The organism is Methanosarcina mazei S-6 (assembly GCF_000970205.1).
In the GTDB taxonomy this organism is placed as follows: domain Archaea; phylum Halobacteriota; class Methanosarcinia; order Methanosarcinales; family Methanosarcinaceae; genus Methanosarcina; species Methanosarcina mazei.
Genome location: NZ_CP009512.1, coordinates 1,802,496 through 1,818,904 on the forward strand (window position 1 = coordinate 1,802,496; position 16,409 = coordinate 1,818,904).

At 40.3% G+C, this 16,409-nt stretch carries 10 protein-coding genes and 2 pseudogenes; 5 read left to right on the plus strand and 7 right to left on the minus strand.

Annotated features, from left to right (window positions below; translation table 11 throughout):
• Positions 1–620 precede the first annotated feature (620 nt).
• Complete coding sequence (locus MSMAS_RS07805; RefSeq protein ID WP_230633359.1) at positions 621–1,475, plus strand: helix-turn-helix transcriptional regulator; 855 nt, start codon at positions 621–623, stop codon at positions 1,473–1,475.
• Positions 1,476–1,936: 461 nt separating this feature from the next.
• Positions 1,937–2,400, plus strand: a pseudogene (tnpA, locus tag MSMAS_RS18185) (IS200/IS605-like element ISMma21 family transposase).
• Positions 2,401–2,513: 113 nt separating this feature from the next.
• On the opposite strand, the gene MSMAS_RS07810 reads toward tnpA, so the two are convergent.
• A complete protein-coding gene (locus tag MSMAS_RS07810) occupies positions 2,514–2,903 on the minus strand; it encodes a hypothetical protein (protein ID WP_226987644.1) in 390 nt (129 codons plus the stop codon).
• Between the two features lie 796 nt (positions 2,904–3,699).
• Here MSMAS_RS07810 and MSMAS_RS07820 point away from each other — a divergent pair.
• Complete coding sequence (locus MSMAS_RS07820) at positions 3,700–4,548, plus strand: EFR1 family ferrodoxin (RefSeq protein ID WP_048046416.1); 849 nt, start codon at positions 3,700–3,702, stop codon at positions 4,546–4,548.
• Between the two features lie 150 nt (positions 4,549–4,698).
• Here the strand turns inward: MSMAS_RS07820 and hcp are convergent, their stop codons facing one another.
• Complete coding sequence (hcp, locus tag MSMAS_RS07825; protein WP_011035108.1) at positions 4,699–6,321, minus strand: hydroxylamine reductase; 1,623 nt, start codon at positions 6,319–6,321, stop codon at positions 4,699–4,701.
• 657 nt (positions 6,322–6,978) lie between these two features.
• On the opposite strand from hcp, the gene ppcA reads away from it, so the two are divergent.
• Both ppcA and MSMAS_RS07840 read left to right on the plus strand, forming a co-directional pair.
• On the plus strand, positions 6,979–8,559 hold the full coding sequence (gene ppcA / locus MSMAS_RS07830; protein WP_048046418.1) for a phosphoenolpyruvate carboxylase: 1,581 nt from the start codon (positions 6,979–6,981) through the stop codon (positions 8,557–8,559).
• A 528-nt stretch (positions 8,560–9,087) separates the two neighbouring features.
• Positions 9,088–10,545: pseudogene (locus MSMAS_RS07840) on the plus strand (IS66-like element ISMma15 family transposase).
• A 222-nt stretch (positions 10,546–10,767) separates the two neighbouring features.
• Here MSMAS_RS07840 and MSMAS_RS19915 read toward each other — a convergent pair.
• The 5 genes from MSMAS_RS19915 to MSMAS_RS07860 form a co-directional block, all read right to left on the minus strand.
• Positions 10,768–11,223 carry a cation diffusion facilitator family transporter gene (locus tag MSMAS_RS19915; protein WP_011035106.1) on the minus strand — a complete coding sequence of 152 codons (456 nt, stop codon included), beginning with the start codon at positions 11,221–11,223 and terminating at the stop codon, positions 10,768–10,770.
• Positions 11,224–11,743: 520 nt separating this feature from the next.
• Entirely contained in the window at positions 11,744–12,718 is a 975-nt protein-coding gene (locus tag MSMAS_RS07850; protein WP_152558041.1) for an AEC family transporter, read from the minus strand.
• A gap of 138 nt (positions 12,719–12,856) precedes the next feature.
• The gene (locus MSMAS_RS17860) at positions 12,857–13,270 is read right to left on the minus strand and encodes an ArsR/SmtB family transcription factor (RefSeq protein ID WP_052728058.1); all 414 of its coding nucleotides are present in this window, start codon (positions 13,268–13,270) and stop codon (positions 12,857–12,859) included.
• Between the two features lie 151 nt (positions 13,271–13,421).
• A complete protein-coding gene (locus MSMAS_RS18765) occupies positions 13,422–13,661 on the minus strand; it encodes a hypothetical protein (RefSeq protein WP_155395356.1) in 240 nt (79 codons plus the stop codon).
• Entirely contained in the window at positions 13,624–16,260 is a 2,637-nt protein-coding gene (locus MSMAS_RS07860) for a DUF3656 domain-containing U32 family peptidase (RefSeq protein ID WP_048046420.1), read from the minus strand. The genes MSMAS_RS18765 and MSMAS_RS07860 overlap by 38 nt, the downstream gene beginning before the upstream one ends.
• Positions 16,261–16,409: the final 149 nt, after the last annotated feature.

The window sequence follows — 16,409 nt, forward strand, 5'->3', positions numbered from 1 at the left end:
AAATTCAGATCATAATATGTTTCATATAAATATAAATAATATGAACGAAATGAATTCATAAACTCAATAGAATACAGTAAATATCGAATGGGGATTGGAGAAGGCTATAAAATTAAAGAGCTGCAGGCATGCGCAAGAATATCAGTGAACTTGGGTTAAGTTTATCAAACTTATCCCGACATAAACATTATTTATAATCGACATCAGTTAGACACCTTATCATAACAGAAACTTATGATTATTTCTAATTGAGAATCAATATAATATTGAATCTGAAATAGCCCGTGCTAAAAGAGACAATTTAAACGTGACAGTAATAACAACACCAGGGTTAAGTTATTGAATGAGGGAGAGGGGACAAGCCGTATTACGCAAAAAAACAGCAGGTTCAAAAAAAGGATGTTAAAACATGTATTTTGAATGCAGGTAATTTTGAATCCGACAGTGCCCTGTATTTGAATTGATGCAAAGAAATTTCATACTCGCAGTTTTAGCACATAATCCCCTAGACCCAATTTACATATTGAATTCAGGGGGAAATGAATCTGAGGGTTTACATCATTTGCATTGGTGTTTTACTTGTTTTAGGGTTATCCGGGCTCGCTTCTGGGGTGCCCTTCATGGAAGACAAAAACACCACAATTGCAACAGTCCATGGAGTGACATATGCGTGGGATACCCTTGAGCCTGTAAATGATACTGTAATTGATGTAAACTCCAATCCACCTCAATCAATAGTAGCAAAAGACGGCGCTTATTCTTTTGAATTAACGCCTGGGGACTATACTATAAAAGCCAGTTATTACGAGAACAATAGTCTGATTTATTCGAAAGAAACAACCATCGAGATTGAAGATGAAGGAACTTACGTTCTTGATCTCCTTCTTTATCCGGTTTCAGATAAGAGGGCAACTGAAACAGTCGCGGCTAAAATGAATTCAAATGGTGCGGTTGCCAGCGGGCAAACAAAAAACATCTTGTCAATTATAAGTTATCTGCCAGTAGCTATTGCACTTTTCCTGCCAGTAGCTATTGTAGTAGCTATTGTACTTTTTCTTCTCGGGGGAGTTTATGAAATAACTAAAAAGTATAGAAAAAGAAATGAAAAAAGGTCTCAGCAGGGAAAAATTAACATCTCCGGGCTCCTGGTAAAGGCTCTCACCAGGCCCACTTATTCTGGCTTTAACCCGGTTGGAGAAGCGTCCATGATAGAGCCGGTAATAGAATCCGGAGAAAACTCTGTAATTGAGACCAATGCTCTTAAAAAAGAGCCGCTCACTCCGGAACTGAATGATGTCCTGAATATAATTAGAGGCAATAAGGGAAGGATTACTCAGAAAGACCTGCGGGGCAGATTGAAGTATTCAGAGGTAAAAGTCAGCCTTCTCCTGTCAGAACTTGAAAAAAGAGGATTGATTAAGAAGTTTAAGAATGGGCGAGAGAATATTGTGGTTTTAATAGAAGAAGATCCCTGAATTGTGATTTTAATAGAGAAAGAGTTCTGATTTGTAATTTTTATAGAAAAAGAGCCCTGAAACTCCGGGTATCCAGGAAATAGTTTGGAATTTTCAGGATTATTTCTGAAATTTATTCCAGCCTCTGTATTTAAGGCCTCTGTGTTTGAGAATAAAAGCAACTAAGGGGTTACTTTACTCCTTACAGAGAATGGAATCGTAACCCCTTTACTCCTCCACAGTAAAGAAGCCATAGTTTCTTTACTCCAGAGGGGTATATGATAATGAATTAAATCTTTATTACTAAGGGAGCGCAGAGGGTCACGAATACCCCATCCTTTAGGGTGGGGATGAAGTGAACCCTCGCCTCTTCGTTTTTCACTTTAAATATCTTAATCCTTGCTTTTTTTGTAAAATAAGCTTGTTTTTGGCACCATAGCCACCGATGGTGCCATCCATCTATGGCTAGGATGTGATATCAGTTGGAATTACACAGTTTTAGCCATGGCTATGGTCAGATTACCTACCACATCGTGTTGGTGCCTAAGTATCGATACAGTATATTCTACAATAAGCGAATTAAAAAAGATTGCGAGTTAATTTTCAGTAACATTTGCACTAAAAATGGCTACAAAATACATGCAATGGAAGTAGTAAACAATCATGTTCACTTGTTTCTGGAATTCCATCCAAGTAATTCTCTGTCAGAGGTAATTCAATATTTGAAAGGAGGCAGTTCTTACAGACTGTTCAAGCTCCATCCTGATCTTAAAAACAGTATTGGGGTGGAAGTCTATGGTCAAATGGAAAGTTCTATCGATCCGTTGGAAACGTAACTGCTGATACAATTAAGCATTACATTAAAGAATCGCAAGGAAAACCGAGTGAAGAGTCTCAATTGTATAGATTCATGAGATCCGAGCAAAGAAAACTTGATGATTTCTAACTACCAGAACAACCGGGCGGGCGGCCCGAAGCATACCCCATCCTTTAGGGTGGGGTGGCCGCCCGCAATTTGATTTTTTATACTAGATTTAATTAACTTCTGCCTTTATATAATTAGCACACCTTATAGCAGCCGCCGAACCAGCTGTTATACATGAAGAGCCATTTCATGTAAGCATTAAACCATTTCATATAGAGTATGTACCATTTTTTGTATGCCTGGGTGTGTTTCTTCGTATTCCAGTGCTTCCTCTCTTTGTCGAATTTACCCTTTTGTTTGTTCCAGTTGTTCTTTTCTTTATCAAGTTTCTTCTTCTTGGCACTGTCTACTTTTTTGAACCTATCGTCTTTCTTAGGGTCCTTCTTATTGAACTTATCAAACTTATTGTCCCTCTTATCGTCCTTCTTGTACTTTTCATCATATCCCGCACTTGCCGATGCAGCTGTCACTGACAGTAAAAAACAGACTGCTATAAATACGCTCAGTATTTTCTTTATTTTCAACTACCATCCACTCCTTTATTTTATTTTGATCTTTTATTGATGTTAGATATGGAAAATCGATGATTTTTCCAGACATTCCTGACTTTTCCGAAAACACCGATTTGTTCTGTTTTGCCCCAAAATGTCTTTCCGGCTATCTGCCGGTTGCTGAAATCAATTTATATTCAAACCGTCTTGCCGCCATCTTGCGGCTTGACAATTCTAAAATTCCCCAGATTAAATATAAATATACTTATATCTGAAAACAACTTATACTGGTTTAATTAAGAAAATAAATGTTATTAAGAATCTGAAAGAAAAAATAAGATTTTTTAAGTTTTTAAATCGATTAATAATTCTATTTGATCCGTATAAAGTTGTTAAAATACCTTAAACATCATATTTTGTAAATGGATTCTTGAAAAAATCGGGAATAAAAGTTCCATTTCATTTCGTCCCGGAGAAAAAAGGCACCTCTTTTATTAAATATTGGTAATTTAATTTTATCAATAGTTTGCGTCAGTTGTTTATTTACCAGGCATTTCTGTAAGTTACTGGCAAAGAAATTTCCTTATTAAAAAAAGAGATAAACTTAAATTTACTTTAAAGTGAAAAGTGATTAAAAGAAGATATGTGGAGAAATAAATATTTCTAAACTTTTAATTTCAGATAAGTTTGCCATCAGACAGCAGAATACATATAAAGGCTTTTAAAATATCATATTTTAAAAAATAAGCGCTATTTTCGCCTATTCAATAATTATTCATTGCTGGCAAGAACAGGCAAATATAGTAGATAAAGGAGAAATGGAAGAGAAATGGAAATTTATTATTTTTCTGGAACCGGCAATTCTCTATATGTAGCAAAGGAATTACAAAATAGAGTTCCAGAAACAGATCTGATCCCTGTTGTAAGCCTTCTGGAGAAAGACATTATAGAAACAAACGCAGAAACAGTAGGTTTCGTCTTCCCTATCCATAGAATGACAATCCCCATTCCTGTAAAGAAGTTCCTTAAGAAACTGAATCTAAAATCAGCCAGCTATATATTTGCAGTAGCTACAAGGGCGGGAACTCAGCACGTAGCTTTTGTTGAGATAGATAATATTCTGAAAAAACAGGGCAAAATTCTGAACTCATGTTTTTCTATAAACATGGCCTGTAATGATCCGAGAGATAAAGACTGGCACCCGGTAACAAAAGAGATGATTGAAAATCTTGAATCCGGGGTCCGGATCAGACTGAATTCAATCCGGAAAATAATCGTGAATAAAGAAAACAGCCGGGAAGAATACTCTGAGCTCACTCCTGCCGGTTACTTACTGGAACACTCTCTTCGTTTAGGACTGGCTTATTCTGAACACAGGGGCACAGAAGATTATTTTTATTCAGATTCAAAATGTACGGGCTGCGGCATATGTGAAAAGGTTTGCTTATCCGGAAAAATAAAAATAATTGATAAAAAACCTGTATGGCAGAGAGGCATCAATTGTTACATCTGCTATGCCTGTCTTAATTATTGCCCTGTACACTCCATTCAAATCAAATCCAGAATCTACCTGAAATCGTATACCGAAGAAAATGAAAGGTACTGTCACCCATATGCAACGGCAGATGATATTGCAGCACAAAAAAGTAACTCGTATAAACAGGGCGAAATGGCTTGATGTTGTCACTTAAAAAAGAAAATTAAGTAAGATGCCGGCTTTAAGAAGCATCTTACTTTTCCGGATAACTTCCGGGCGGTGTGCGTTTTAACTGGATTTTTCTTTAAATTTGATCTATCGGTCTCAAACTTCAGGAATGCTTTTACCCGCTCAACCCAGCAGGACTTTCATATCTTCTTCTACAGTTGTGTTGGGTCTGATATTGAAGTTATCAACCAGTACCTTGAGAACATTCGGAGAGACAAAAGCCGGAAGGGTCGGGCCGAGGACTATGTTTTTCACTCCGAGGCTCAGAAGGGCGAGCAGGACAAGTACGGCTTTCTGCTCATACCAGGCAATGTTGTAAGAGATAGGAAGGTCATTTATGTCCTCAAGCCCGAAGGCTTCTGCAAGCTTCTGGGCTATTACCACAAGCGAGTAACAGTCGTTGCACTGCCCGGCGTCGAGAACTCTCGGAATTCCTCCGATGTCGCCCAGGTCGAGCTTGTTGTAGCGGTATTTTGCACAGCCTGCGGTCAGGATTACTGTGTTTTCTGGAAGGGCTTTTGCAAACTCGGTGTAATATGCCCTTTCCTTGTGCCTTCCGTCACAGCCTGCCATGACCATGAACCTGCTGATTTTTCCTGTTTTTACGGCATCTATGATCTTATCCGCAACCGATAAGGCTGCTTCATGTGCAAAGCCTCCCATGATTGTCCCGCTTTCCAGTTGTTCAGGGGGCTTGCTCATTTTTGCCTGTTCTATAAGGGAGGTGAAATCTTTTGTTCCGTCTTCTTTTTCGTGGATATGTGGAAGCCCTTCAAAGCCCACAACCCCGGTCGTGTAGATCCTGTTTCTGTATGACTCTCTTGGCGGGATTATGCAATTTGTGGTCATGAGGACTGGGCCGTTAAACTTTTCAAACTCCTCATTCTGTCTCCACCAGGCGTTACCATAGTTGCCCGCAAAATTGTCGTACTTCTTAAAGGCAGGATATGAGTTTGCGGGAAGCATCTCTCCGTGAGTGTAGACATCGATTCCTGTTCCCTTTGTCTGCTCAAGGAGCTGTTCAAGGTCCAGAAGGTCATGCCCGCTGATGAGGATTCCCGGATTTCCCCTTACGCCAATATTGACTGCAGTCGGCTCGGGGCTACCATAGGTCTCGGTGTTTGCCTTATCAAGCAGTGCAAGTACTGATACGCCTTTTTGCCCGCATTCAAGAACAAGGCCGATAAGGTCATCCACACCTATGGTGTCGTCTGTTGTGGCAACCAGCCCTTTTTCAATGAATTTAAAGATCTCTTCGTCTTTATACCCGAGGATATAGGCGTGGTGTGCATATGCAGCCATTCCCTTCATTCCATATGTCAGCAATTCTCTAAGAGACCGGACATCTTCGTTTTGCGTGGAGTGGACAGCGACATCCATCCCTGTTATGTTTTCGGGGGTGACCTTTGCCACATCAGGGAGGTCTTCTTCGGCAGGCAGAGTTCCGGCTGGCAGTTTTGCCTTAATGGAGTCACGGATCTCAAACCCTTTCTTTATATAGGATTCAATTGCCTGTTTGTCAAAGTTAGTGTTCGTAAGAGTTGCAAAGAAAGCGTCAAGTACAATTTTGTCGGCTGTTTCCTCATTAAGGCCCAGTTCTCTTGCCTTCAGGTTATAATAAGAGACGCTTTTAAGGACGTATAAAAGCCTGTCCTGCAGGTCTGCAACTTCCCCTTTTTTGCCGCATACGCCGTTTTTAGTACACCCTATTACGTTAAGCGCTTCCTGACATTGATTACAGAACATAAAATTTCACCTCATATATGTTTAAACTATTAGCTTCCAGCTTTCCCTTTATTCAATTTTTTTCTGCAGTTTTTATACCTTTTATTGTTCTTAAGAAAGATATCTTTTTATACCTTTTATTGTTCTTAAGAAAGATATCTTTTTATACCTTTTATTGTTCTTAAGAAAGATATCTTTTTATGCCTTTTATTTTTCTTAAGAAAGATATCTTTTTAATACCGCTATCATTAAGATACTCTTTTCTATGTGATTGTAAATCATATATAGCAGACAGTTTCGAAATAGGTATCAGTATCGAAGCCTATACTAACTAAGAACATATCAGGAGCCTGAAGATAGATAAAACCGCTGAATAGAAAATGCAGGAAGTTTGGGGAGTTCAGAGACGGGCTTTTTCTTGCACTGTTATTTTTCTGGTACAGGATTACTATTTTTGATGAAATACAGAGAATAGTTTTAAACTTCAGATTTTAACGTTAACTTATTGTCAACGAAAAGGTTTATTACTGAGTAAACGCTCTTTACCGCTGCCATTTTGGAATTATTTGAAGGTTGACAATATAGCAGAACTGACAATTAATATGTCAGCCGATAAAAAGAATTGAAAAATGAAGAAATTTAGAAGTTGCCCCTGTCAGGCAGCGAGGGTACAGTTTCATGAGCAAAAAAGCAACCTATCCGAAAGTAATGTGCACGCAGCACCCGGACTCTGCATCAAAATATATCTCCACGCAGGAAGAACCCGGTGAAGCCATTGAAGCTGCGGTGGTATTCGGCTGTGACGAATATATGCCGGATTATGAAGGGAAGGCAACTCCTTACCACCAGAACGTCCAGATAGTATCCAGATTCATAGAAGAAACGGACCTTATACCCGGAAAAGACATTTTCATTACTCCGCGTGCTCCGAGCGCAGCTCAGGAAAACCGGTTCAGGCAGCTTATGGTCATGATGTCCATTGCCGAAGCCAACCACGGAGCCCTTGAATATTCGGATGTGCAGGCAATTAACGAATTTGTTCACCCAATGACAGGCACGGTAGGGGAAATTCTTGACGCTCAGCAGCACATGGTAGATGTGGGCGAACTTGCAAAAAAAGAATTCGGTGTTGCAATGGAGGTCCCACGTATAATTCCCCTGATAGAGGATGCTCCTGCCCTGCTTCATGCAAAAGAACTTGCAGAAAACACACTCCTTTCCTGGGAAAAACGGTTTGGAGCTGCACCGGAAAAATTCAGGGTATTCCTGGGCAAATCCGATTCTGCCCTCTCTTTCGGGCACGTGGCAAGTACGCTCTCATGCAAATACGCCATAAGCGGGATTTCCGAAATGGACTTAGAACTTGACACCAGCACAGGCATCATATTCGGAGCAGGGACTCTGCCTTTTAGAGGGCACCTGAGCCTGAAAAATGCTGAAAACTTTTTCAGGGAATATCGGGGCATAGGGACAATCACCCTCCAGTCAGCTCTCAGGTACAGCCACGATAAAGGAGAAGCTGAAGCCCTGGTACGCCTTGCAGAAGAGAGGCTTCCGGAATCTCCAGAAATCTATTCCGGCGAAGAAAAAGAAGAGATTGTAAACCTTATAGGAATTTTCGGGGCAAGGTATAACCGCATTATCCGTGAAATGTCCTGCACCATAAACCAGCTTGCAGGCCTCCTACCTCAGCAGCGGGACCGCCTTATGCATAAAGGGACAGGAGGTTATTCGAGGAATGTTCCCGATATTTCAGGCCTGGTATGCCTCTGCCGGAAGGATGTCGGAAAAGAGCTCAGCGCGAGTATGCCTGCAGAAGACCTGAACCTTCCACGGGCTATTAAGTTCACAGGTGCGCTTTATTCTATAGGCCTGCCTCCGGAGTTTATAGGCACGGGCACAGCCCTTGAAGAAGCCAGGGAAAAGCTGGGAGAAGAATCCTGTGAAAGGCTGCTTAAGAAATATTTCCCTTCCCTTGCCAGTGACCTGAGCTTTGCATCCGGCTACCTGGACCTCAATGTAGCTTCCCGCTTCCTTCCAGAAGCCTGCCTGAAAGAAATCCGCAAAGACGTTGAGGTCTTGCGCGACACTTTCAGCCTTAAAGTCCAGCCAGAACCCTCGTACCGCATCCTGCTCGAAATGATGCAGCCAGACCTTTTGCAGGCAGGAACGAAAGGAAACTGCATGGATGAAGAAGTCTCGCAGCTTGTATGTTCAACTCTCACCAAAATGGGAAAAATCAGAAAGGCTCTGGGTTAAGGATAAAAATTCCCTAACCTCCTGAACCTTTTTGAATCAATATATTATAGAAGCCCCAGCCAGCTTGTCTGACAGCCCTTCATAAAAATTAGAAAATAGTTGAAGGGATGAGCATAAAATACTTGAAATAGATAGGGCATTAGATCACTGTTTGTCCATTATCTTCTTTTTGCTTTTTGGTAAAGGCCACTCTCCTGCGTCGAGCGGGACAAAAAAGCATGAAAAAGTCTTTACTGGAAGATTCATATTTTTAGCAAAAAATCACTCATTTTTATTACTATTTCCAGAATATGCCTCGCAGAGACGGCTTTATAAAGTAAATTATTGAGAGTAATCAAATTCAGGCGATCTTGAGAAAATAGTCAACCGTGTTATAAACACATATAAATTTATGATAATTTGTAAGTTTATCTGCTTTTTAGTAATTAATTTATGTAACTATTCAGGTAGAGCCTTTGAAAGGCTACAATTTTTCCTCTTTTCGAGGAAAAATTGCATATAAATTGAATCCTATTTCCTTTCGTTATTATGCTTACACGTGAAGAGATTCTTATCATTTATGACGCTGGTCCTGAAGCTGTAATTTCTGTAATCCAGAGGCTTGAGACTATCATAGAAGAACAATCTATTCGTATTGCTGAACTCGAAGAACGTGTAAAGGTATTAGAATCTCGTTTAAACCAAAACAGTCGTAACAGCAGTCGCCCTCCTTCTACTGATTTTTTTATCAAGGAGAAACCTAACCCCAAGAGTCTCCGTAAAAAGAGTGGCAAAAAACCTGGAGGTCAAGATGGTCATCCAGGAACAACTCTTGAAATGGTTGATCATCCTGAGTAGGTAATAGAACATTCTTTGAGTTGCTGCAAAGAATGTGGCCATACTCTTGAGAATGTTGAAGTTGAAGCCTATGAGAAAAGACAGGTCTTTGATATTCCTCCTGTAAATCTGATTGTTACAGAACACAAAAGTCAGATAAAGACCTGCCCTTACTGTGGAAAAATAAATAAAGCTGTTTTTCCTGAATCAGTTAAATATCCAGTTCAGTATGGTCCAAATATTTTAGCTTCAGCTATTTACTGTAAAAATCACCATTTTATCCCCTATGAAAGAATTTCCGAATTTTTTGAGGACATAATGGGAATAAAAATCTGTCCTGCTACGATAATTAGAGCAGAAAGAGAATGTTTCCAGAATTTAGAGGAATTTGAAAACGTTATTAGAGAGAAGTTATTAGCCTCGCCTGTAATCAATTTTGATGAAACTGGTATGAAGATTGAAGGAAAAAGACACTGGCTTCATGTAGCTTCTAATGAGAAATACACCTGTTATTTACCTCACTCAAAAAGAGGAGCAGAAGCAATAGACGCTATGGGTATTCTTCCGGAGTTTAAGGGAGTAGCAGTTCACGACGGATGGAAACCTTACAACGTTTATGACTGTGATCATGCTCTCTGTAATGCTCATTTACAGAGAGAACTTACTGGAATTGAAGAGAACTATAAACAGCAGTGGGCTAAAGAAATGAATGAATTGCTCACTGAGATGAAAAAGTATACCGACGAATGCAAGGATCAAGTCAAAGAACTGGATTTTGAGCAAATTAAAGCATTGGAAGAAAGGTTCGATGCTATCATAATTAAAGGAATTGAAGAAAATCCACAATCTCTAAATCCTGAAAAGAAAGGAAAACGTGGAAAAAATCCAAAAACAAAAGCAAGGAATCTGCTAGATAGGTTTATAGAACACAAAGAAAATATTCTGAGATTCCTGACAGATTTGAAAGTTCCGTTTGAGAATAATCAAGCAGAAAGAGATATCAGGATGATGAAATTACAGCAGAAAATATCAGGAACTTTCAGAACTATACAAGGAGCGGAAGCTTTCTGCAGAATTAGAGCTTACATCTCTACAATTAGAAAGAACGGATTACCTGTTTTGGAGGGTATTATAGCGGCGCTCAAGAGAGCGCCGTTAACTATACCCTGAATAGTTACTAATTTATTTTTTATCAACAAGATTATAGCTAAAATTTAGAGTAAACACTGCAGCAGCATGGTATATGAAGCTTGTAGGTCTCATTGAATCATAGAGCACATAGAACATTGTATTTTTTTATAATATTTTCCAAATAAACTTACACAATGGTGCAAAGAAAAAATAATGCTCTGAACCTCAATACTTTCTCATAAACCTCATTTTTTATGCAAATCAGGTTCTTTTATTAGTGGCTGCCTTCTGTAAAACGGGCACAAAGTGGAAGCATTCGCCGGGAGCTGTGCTGGGATCTACATGAATATTAGTACCTGAAATATGTGGCAAACTCTTCAGAAGCTTTTCTCTTGTTCTATTGGCAATTTCGTGCCCTTCTTCAACTGAAAGCGAAGGCGAAACAGAAATGTTGATCTCTGCATGAAGCCTATGCCCTATCCAGCGAACTCTGAGATCCGTGACTTCGCAAACCCCATCGACGCTTTCAGCAATACTTTTTACTTTATCGATGGTCTCAGGCTCAACACCATCAAGAAGACGAATAAATACAGGCTTACTTGTATCAATAACTATTTTCAGAATAGCAACTATAATCAGCAGACCAATAAGGGGATCAATTATTGGATATCCTAACCATACTCCTATTGCTCCTATAAGTACTGCAAGACTGGTCAAGCCATCAAAAAAACTATTGCAAGGGGAATTGCAGTTGCAGAGTCCCCAAAATTATGAATTGTGTCCGCAAGAAGGGCAACACTTCCAGACATAAAAACAATGATAAATTGCAGAATCGCTGTTACCATCATTCCTATAAATGACCATTTAAGAACTCGGAGACCTTTACTCGTAGCAAGTGTAGAGGGATCTACCTTTCCATGAGTATTGCTGTGCCCGTGAAAATGAGAGAGAAACCCATGTTTATGATTTTGCTCATGAGATCCTCATAAGTATTATTCTCATTTAATTGATTGTTGGTATTCTCACTGTTCATTTTTTTGCCAAATTTAATTTAGTTTTTAAGCCCAAGTTTGGTGAATATTTTATAAATAAATATTTATAAATATAATCTCATTTCTTATTTTTTTCATCATAAGTTTTTTTAAAGAATTAATACAGATAGAAAGTTTCTCATAATGCATTTATTCCAAATTTAAGGCAAATGTAGTAAGTATAGAAGAATCTACTTTTCCGTAAGTCACGTTGTAAAAAACACCACCACGGGAATCGTCACTATACTTACAGCCAGCGTTGCAGCCGTTATCCCAGCGGCGTAGGCACCTTCGTGTCCGTATAGCTTTGCGATCATTGGCACGACCGTCATCGTCGGCAGGGACATCAGGATGATCATGGACCAGATCATGTTATTCGGCAGACCCGTCATCAACAGGAGCTTGCCCAAAAGGATCGGCAAAATGATCATTTTAACAACAATGCCGAAATACAGATCTTTTGTTTTGAATGCGGTCTTCCAGTCGGAGTAGAAGATCAAAGCGCCCAGATAGATCATGGCCATAGCACCTACCGCGTTTTTGATCGTCTGAAGTGTATCATCAATGACTGTCGGCAGCTTTGCACCGATCATAATGAAGATGAGTGCCAAAGCAATTGCAACGATGTTGGGGTTCACAAAGCTCTTTAATGTTATTTTCGCTTTTTTATCGGATGCAGTTGCAAGATACACCCCATAAGTCCAGAACAGGAGTTGATCAACAATACTGAACAACGCTAGATACAAAATGCCGTCCTTCGGAAATAGAGCTATAAGCAGCGGTACACCGACAAATCCGGTGTTTCCGAAAATGAACGCAAACTGAAAAACCTTTGCTTTGTCGCCGGCCGGGCGAAGCCCTTTTGCTATAATCCAGGTAACGGCTGAAATGACCACATAAAACAGAGCCGCAAGACCGATCATTGCGGCATTCTCCCAGACCATCTGCCTTGTCGTTCCGGCATAGGTCATATAAAAGATCAGCACAGGCAGAAAGATCTTTGAAACCAGTTTGGCAAGATCCGGTAGATAATTTTCCTGGATAACACCCTGCTTAGCCGCCACATTTCCGACTAGAAGAATACTGAAGAAAAGGATCATCTGATGAACGACGATTGAAAACAACATCTTGTAAATCTCCTTTTTGTTAATCTTGAAAGCGCGATAGGAATGCTGAGCCACACACGAGCCTGCGATATTTACGGATCAGTTCATATAATTATAGTTCCATTCTCTATAAGATTATAGGCAAATACTTATAGTCAAGACATTATATATTCATTAACACTCGAATACTTATAATCAAGAAGCAATATCCGCTTACTGATGTTTATTATTATTATTATTATTATTATTATTATTATTATTATTATTATTATTATTATTATTATTATTATTATTATAAGGACATTTGTCACAAGAAAAGTTATATTGGCATCTCTCAAAGGCTGTCTTAAATAATTCATCTATGTCCTTTCTATATTCAGCCAACACATCGGAATTAATTTTATAAAAGACTCTAAAACCTCTTCGATTTTCTTCAAGTATTCCAATATTCTTTAAAACCTTTATATGCTGAGATGTGGCAGGTTGAGAAATGTTAAGTTGTTTAGCTACATCAGAAACACAAAAGGTTTCGTTATTATTAGAAGCAAATATTTTTATTATTTTTAGTCTTTTTTCATCACCAAGGGCTTTGAGAACTTCAGCCATGTTTTTGATATGACCTTTCACAAATTTACCTCTCAATTATAAGTATATAAGCATTCACTTATACATATCAGTCAGGTATTACAAATATTTTTCTTATTTATCCTTGAGATAGTTGTGCTGCAACTAGCAAACAGGTTTCTTTTTTCGGGTTCTTAGTAAAGAAAGTTATTCCTCAATCCTTACAGGCTTTTTCTATCAGGGATTTCTCTCGTTTCCCTGTTGTTGAACGAGCGAAGCGAGTGAAATAGACTTCGTGCTGTTGCACTTGCAGTGCAACTCCCAGGAAATCTCCGATTTCCTGTGATCCCGAGGCACAATTCGGGCGAGGCACAATTCGGGCGAGGCACAATTCGGGCGAGGCACAATTCGGGTAATTAAACTCCCTTAAAATAATGCCCTGTCGTATATTCAATCCCTCTTGCAGGCTTCAATTTTACCTCTTCTCCTGCAATAGCCTGTTTATACACTTTTGTAATCTCTTTTACCTCGGTAGGGGTATTGAGCGAAAGGTCAAGCCTGAGCACGTCCACGCCGTACCCTTTCATATTCTTAACATACTTCAGCATATCAAGTACCTTCGAATTATAGATCAGAGTTCTGGTGCCAAGGCGCTGGACAGGAAATTCGGAGCCACTCTGATCGACAAGGAGTACCTCGCTTTCTTTTCTTATCATCTTCCTGTCAACAAGGGGCTTTAAGAGGTCATTTTCCGTAATAAGCATCAATTCCCTGCCGTAAACTAAAACTTCGGTCTGGCCTGAAACCTCACATGCCTGGAGCGTCTCACAGACGTTTTTTATTTCGCTCAGGTTCAGTTCGCTCGAAAGGGTTACCCTGTATGCACCTGCCTGGTAGAAGGTGCTTGCAGTAAAGGCATTGAAGATATTGAGATCTTTCTGGGCAACAAAAGGTATGGAAAGCTTTTTTGCAAGCTGTGATGCTCCCAGATTTGAACATGCCACTGTAAAACCAGCGTCTCTTACTTTTTCCAGAAGGGGTTTTAATCCCCCCAGTTCCCGATCGTGCGTAATTCTGGGGATCCTGAAAACCAGTTCTGTTTTTTCTGCTTTCAAATCCTCAAGCCTATCAGCACTGTTGGGAGACATCAGTACTTCAAAGAAAGAAATCGGGATATAAGCAATATCAGCCCCGGCTGAGGCTGCCTGCAAGAGAGAAGGAATATTCTGCACTTCAACGCTCAGAAGGAGTTTCTTTGAAGCTGTGTCTCTTAACCCTCTCCCTTCCTTTTTCATGCCGACTGCACTTATCCGGGCTGCTTCATTTTTACTCCCGGCATCGCCTTCTAAAGAGCACAGGTGATTGAAACCTTCCAGGTCAGGGCATTTTTGCTCTTTTTTATTTGTCTTCAGGATTTTTTCGAGCAGGAGATCAGCAGCCTTTCGCCTCGTATTCTTCAGCACGCCGACAGGGATAAAGATATTTTCATCAGCTTCTATCTCAACTGAAGCGGCTTCAAAAGGAGTGTCTCCAAGGCTCTCCATTGCTTTTCTTATCTGCTCTTCGGTTGTTGGCGCTTTTTCAGCTCTCTGGACGATATAATCATCAGCAAATTCCGCATAAGAGGTATCTTCGGTTTTGCTGCCTTTTTCTTTTTCTTCTCTTTTTTCTTTTTCTTCTCTTTTGTCGATTTCCTTTCTTATCTCGACCGCAAATTTCTCTCCCTTCCTGGCATTTGCCCTCAGGCTTACAGGGATAGTTTTCAGTTTTGTTTTCTGGAGGGTATCAAGGAGCTGCGTGTCTGTTGTGAGATAGAGTTCATCTCCTCTCTGGACTGCTCTGCCTGTTTTTGAACTTATCTCAAGCCCGACTTTCTCGCCTTTTTTTGCACTTTTTACGTGCTCGCCTGAAATAGTGACAATTCCGGTTACTGCAGAGCCAAGCATCCTTTCTCTTGTAAAGATGCTTATGCCGTCTTTTACCTGAATATTCTCTTCAAGCCGGACTGTAAGTTTTGTACTTCCTTTTGAGCGGGAAATGTCCAGGACTTTCCCAAGGAACGCCCCATAATTTGAGCTGTATTTGGGATGAGATACTCCTTTTTCCCCCAGTATGAAGCCCCTGGTAAATCCCCTGTAAAAAAGTTTTGCAAGCTCGGCTTCCCCCGCTTCAAGCTCCGCCCTTGTAGGTTTTTCTCCACGGGTGCAGATCTTTTCAACTGCGGTTTTGTAAGCGGCAGCACTTGCAGTCACATATTCGGGTTTTTTCATCCTGCCTTCAATTTTAAGGCTTACAACTCCGGTTTTTATTATGTCTTCAATCCCTGTGAGGGTGGAAAGTTCGGCACAGCTTATGGGATAGCTGCCTGCGACATATTTTTCGTCAATTTCCCTATCGTTTACCAGAAACCTGTACCTCCGTCTGCACGGCTGGGCACAGGCTCCCCTGTTTGCGCTTCTGTCGTGCAGGAAACTGCTGAAGAGGCATTTGCCCGAGTAGGAATAGCAGAGGGCTCCGTGGACAAAGACTTCAATATCCACTCCAGAGTTGTCTACAATATCTTTTACCTCAGCTGTGGTGAGTTCCCTTGAAACTATCACCCTTTTTGCTCCCAGCCCCGCTACAAAGTCAACTCCTTCTTTGCTGTGGATGGTCATCTGCGTGCTTGCGTGAAGGCTCAGGTCAGGATAGATTTCGTTTAAAAGCCTGAGAAGCCCGAGGTCCTGCAGGATAACTGCATCTATCCCGGCTGCGTATGCACGGTCCACAATATCAAGGGCATGCTGAAGTTCTTTTTGTTTGAGAGGGATGTTCAGGGCAAGGTATACACGGACTCCGTGCGAATGTGCAAGGTCAACGGCAGCTTCCAGGTCATCAATGGTGAAATTTTTAGCTCCCTGACGGGCATTGAATTCGCCGACCCCAAGGTAGACAGCATCAGCTCCTCCTTTTATCGCTCCAAGCAGGGCTTCATGATCTCCAGCAGGAGAAAGGATTTCCGGGGGAGTACAGATTAAATTTTTAGCATATATATCAGGTATTTTAGCAGACATGATGATCAGCAGTATTTTTCAGATAAATTGAATCTTCACTAAATCTAATTTTCAGGTGGATTGAATTCTTCAGACAAATCCAATCTTAAAGGTAAATAAATCCAATCTTAGAGGTAGATTGAATTCTTCAGACAAATCCAATCTCATAT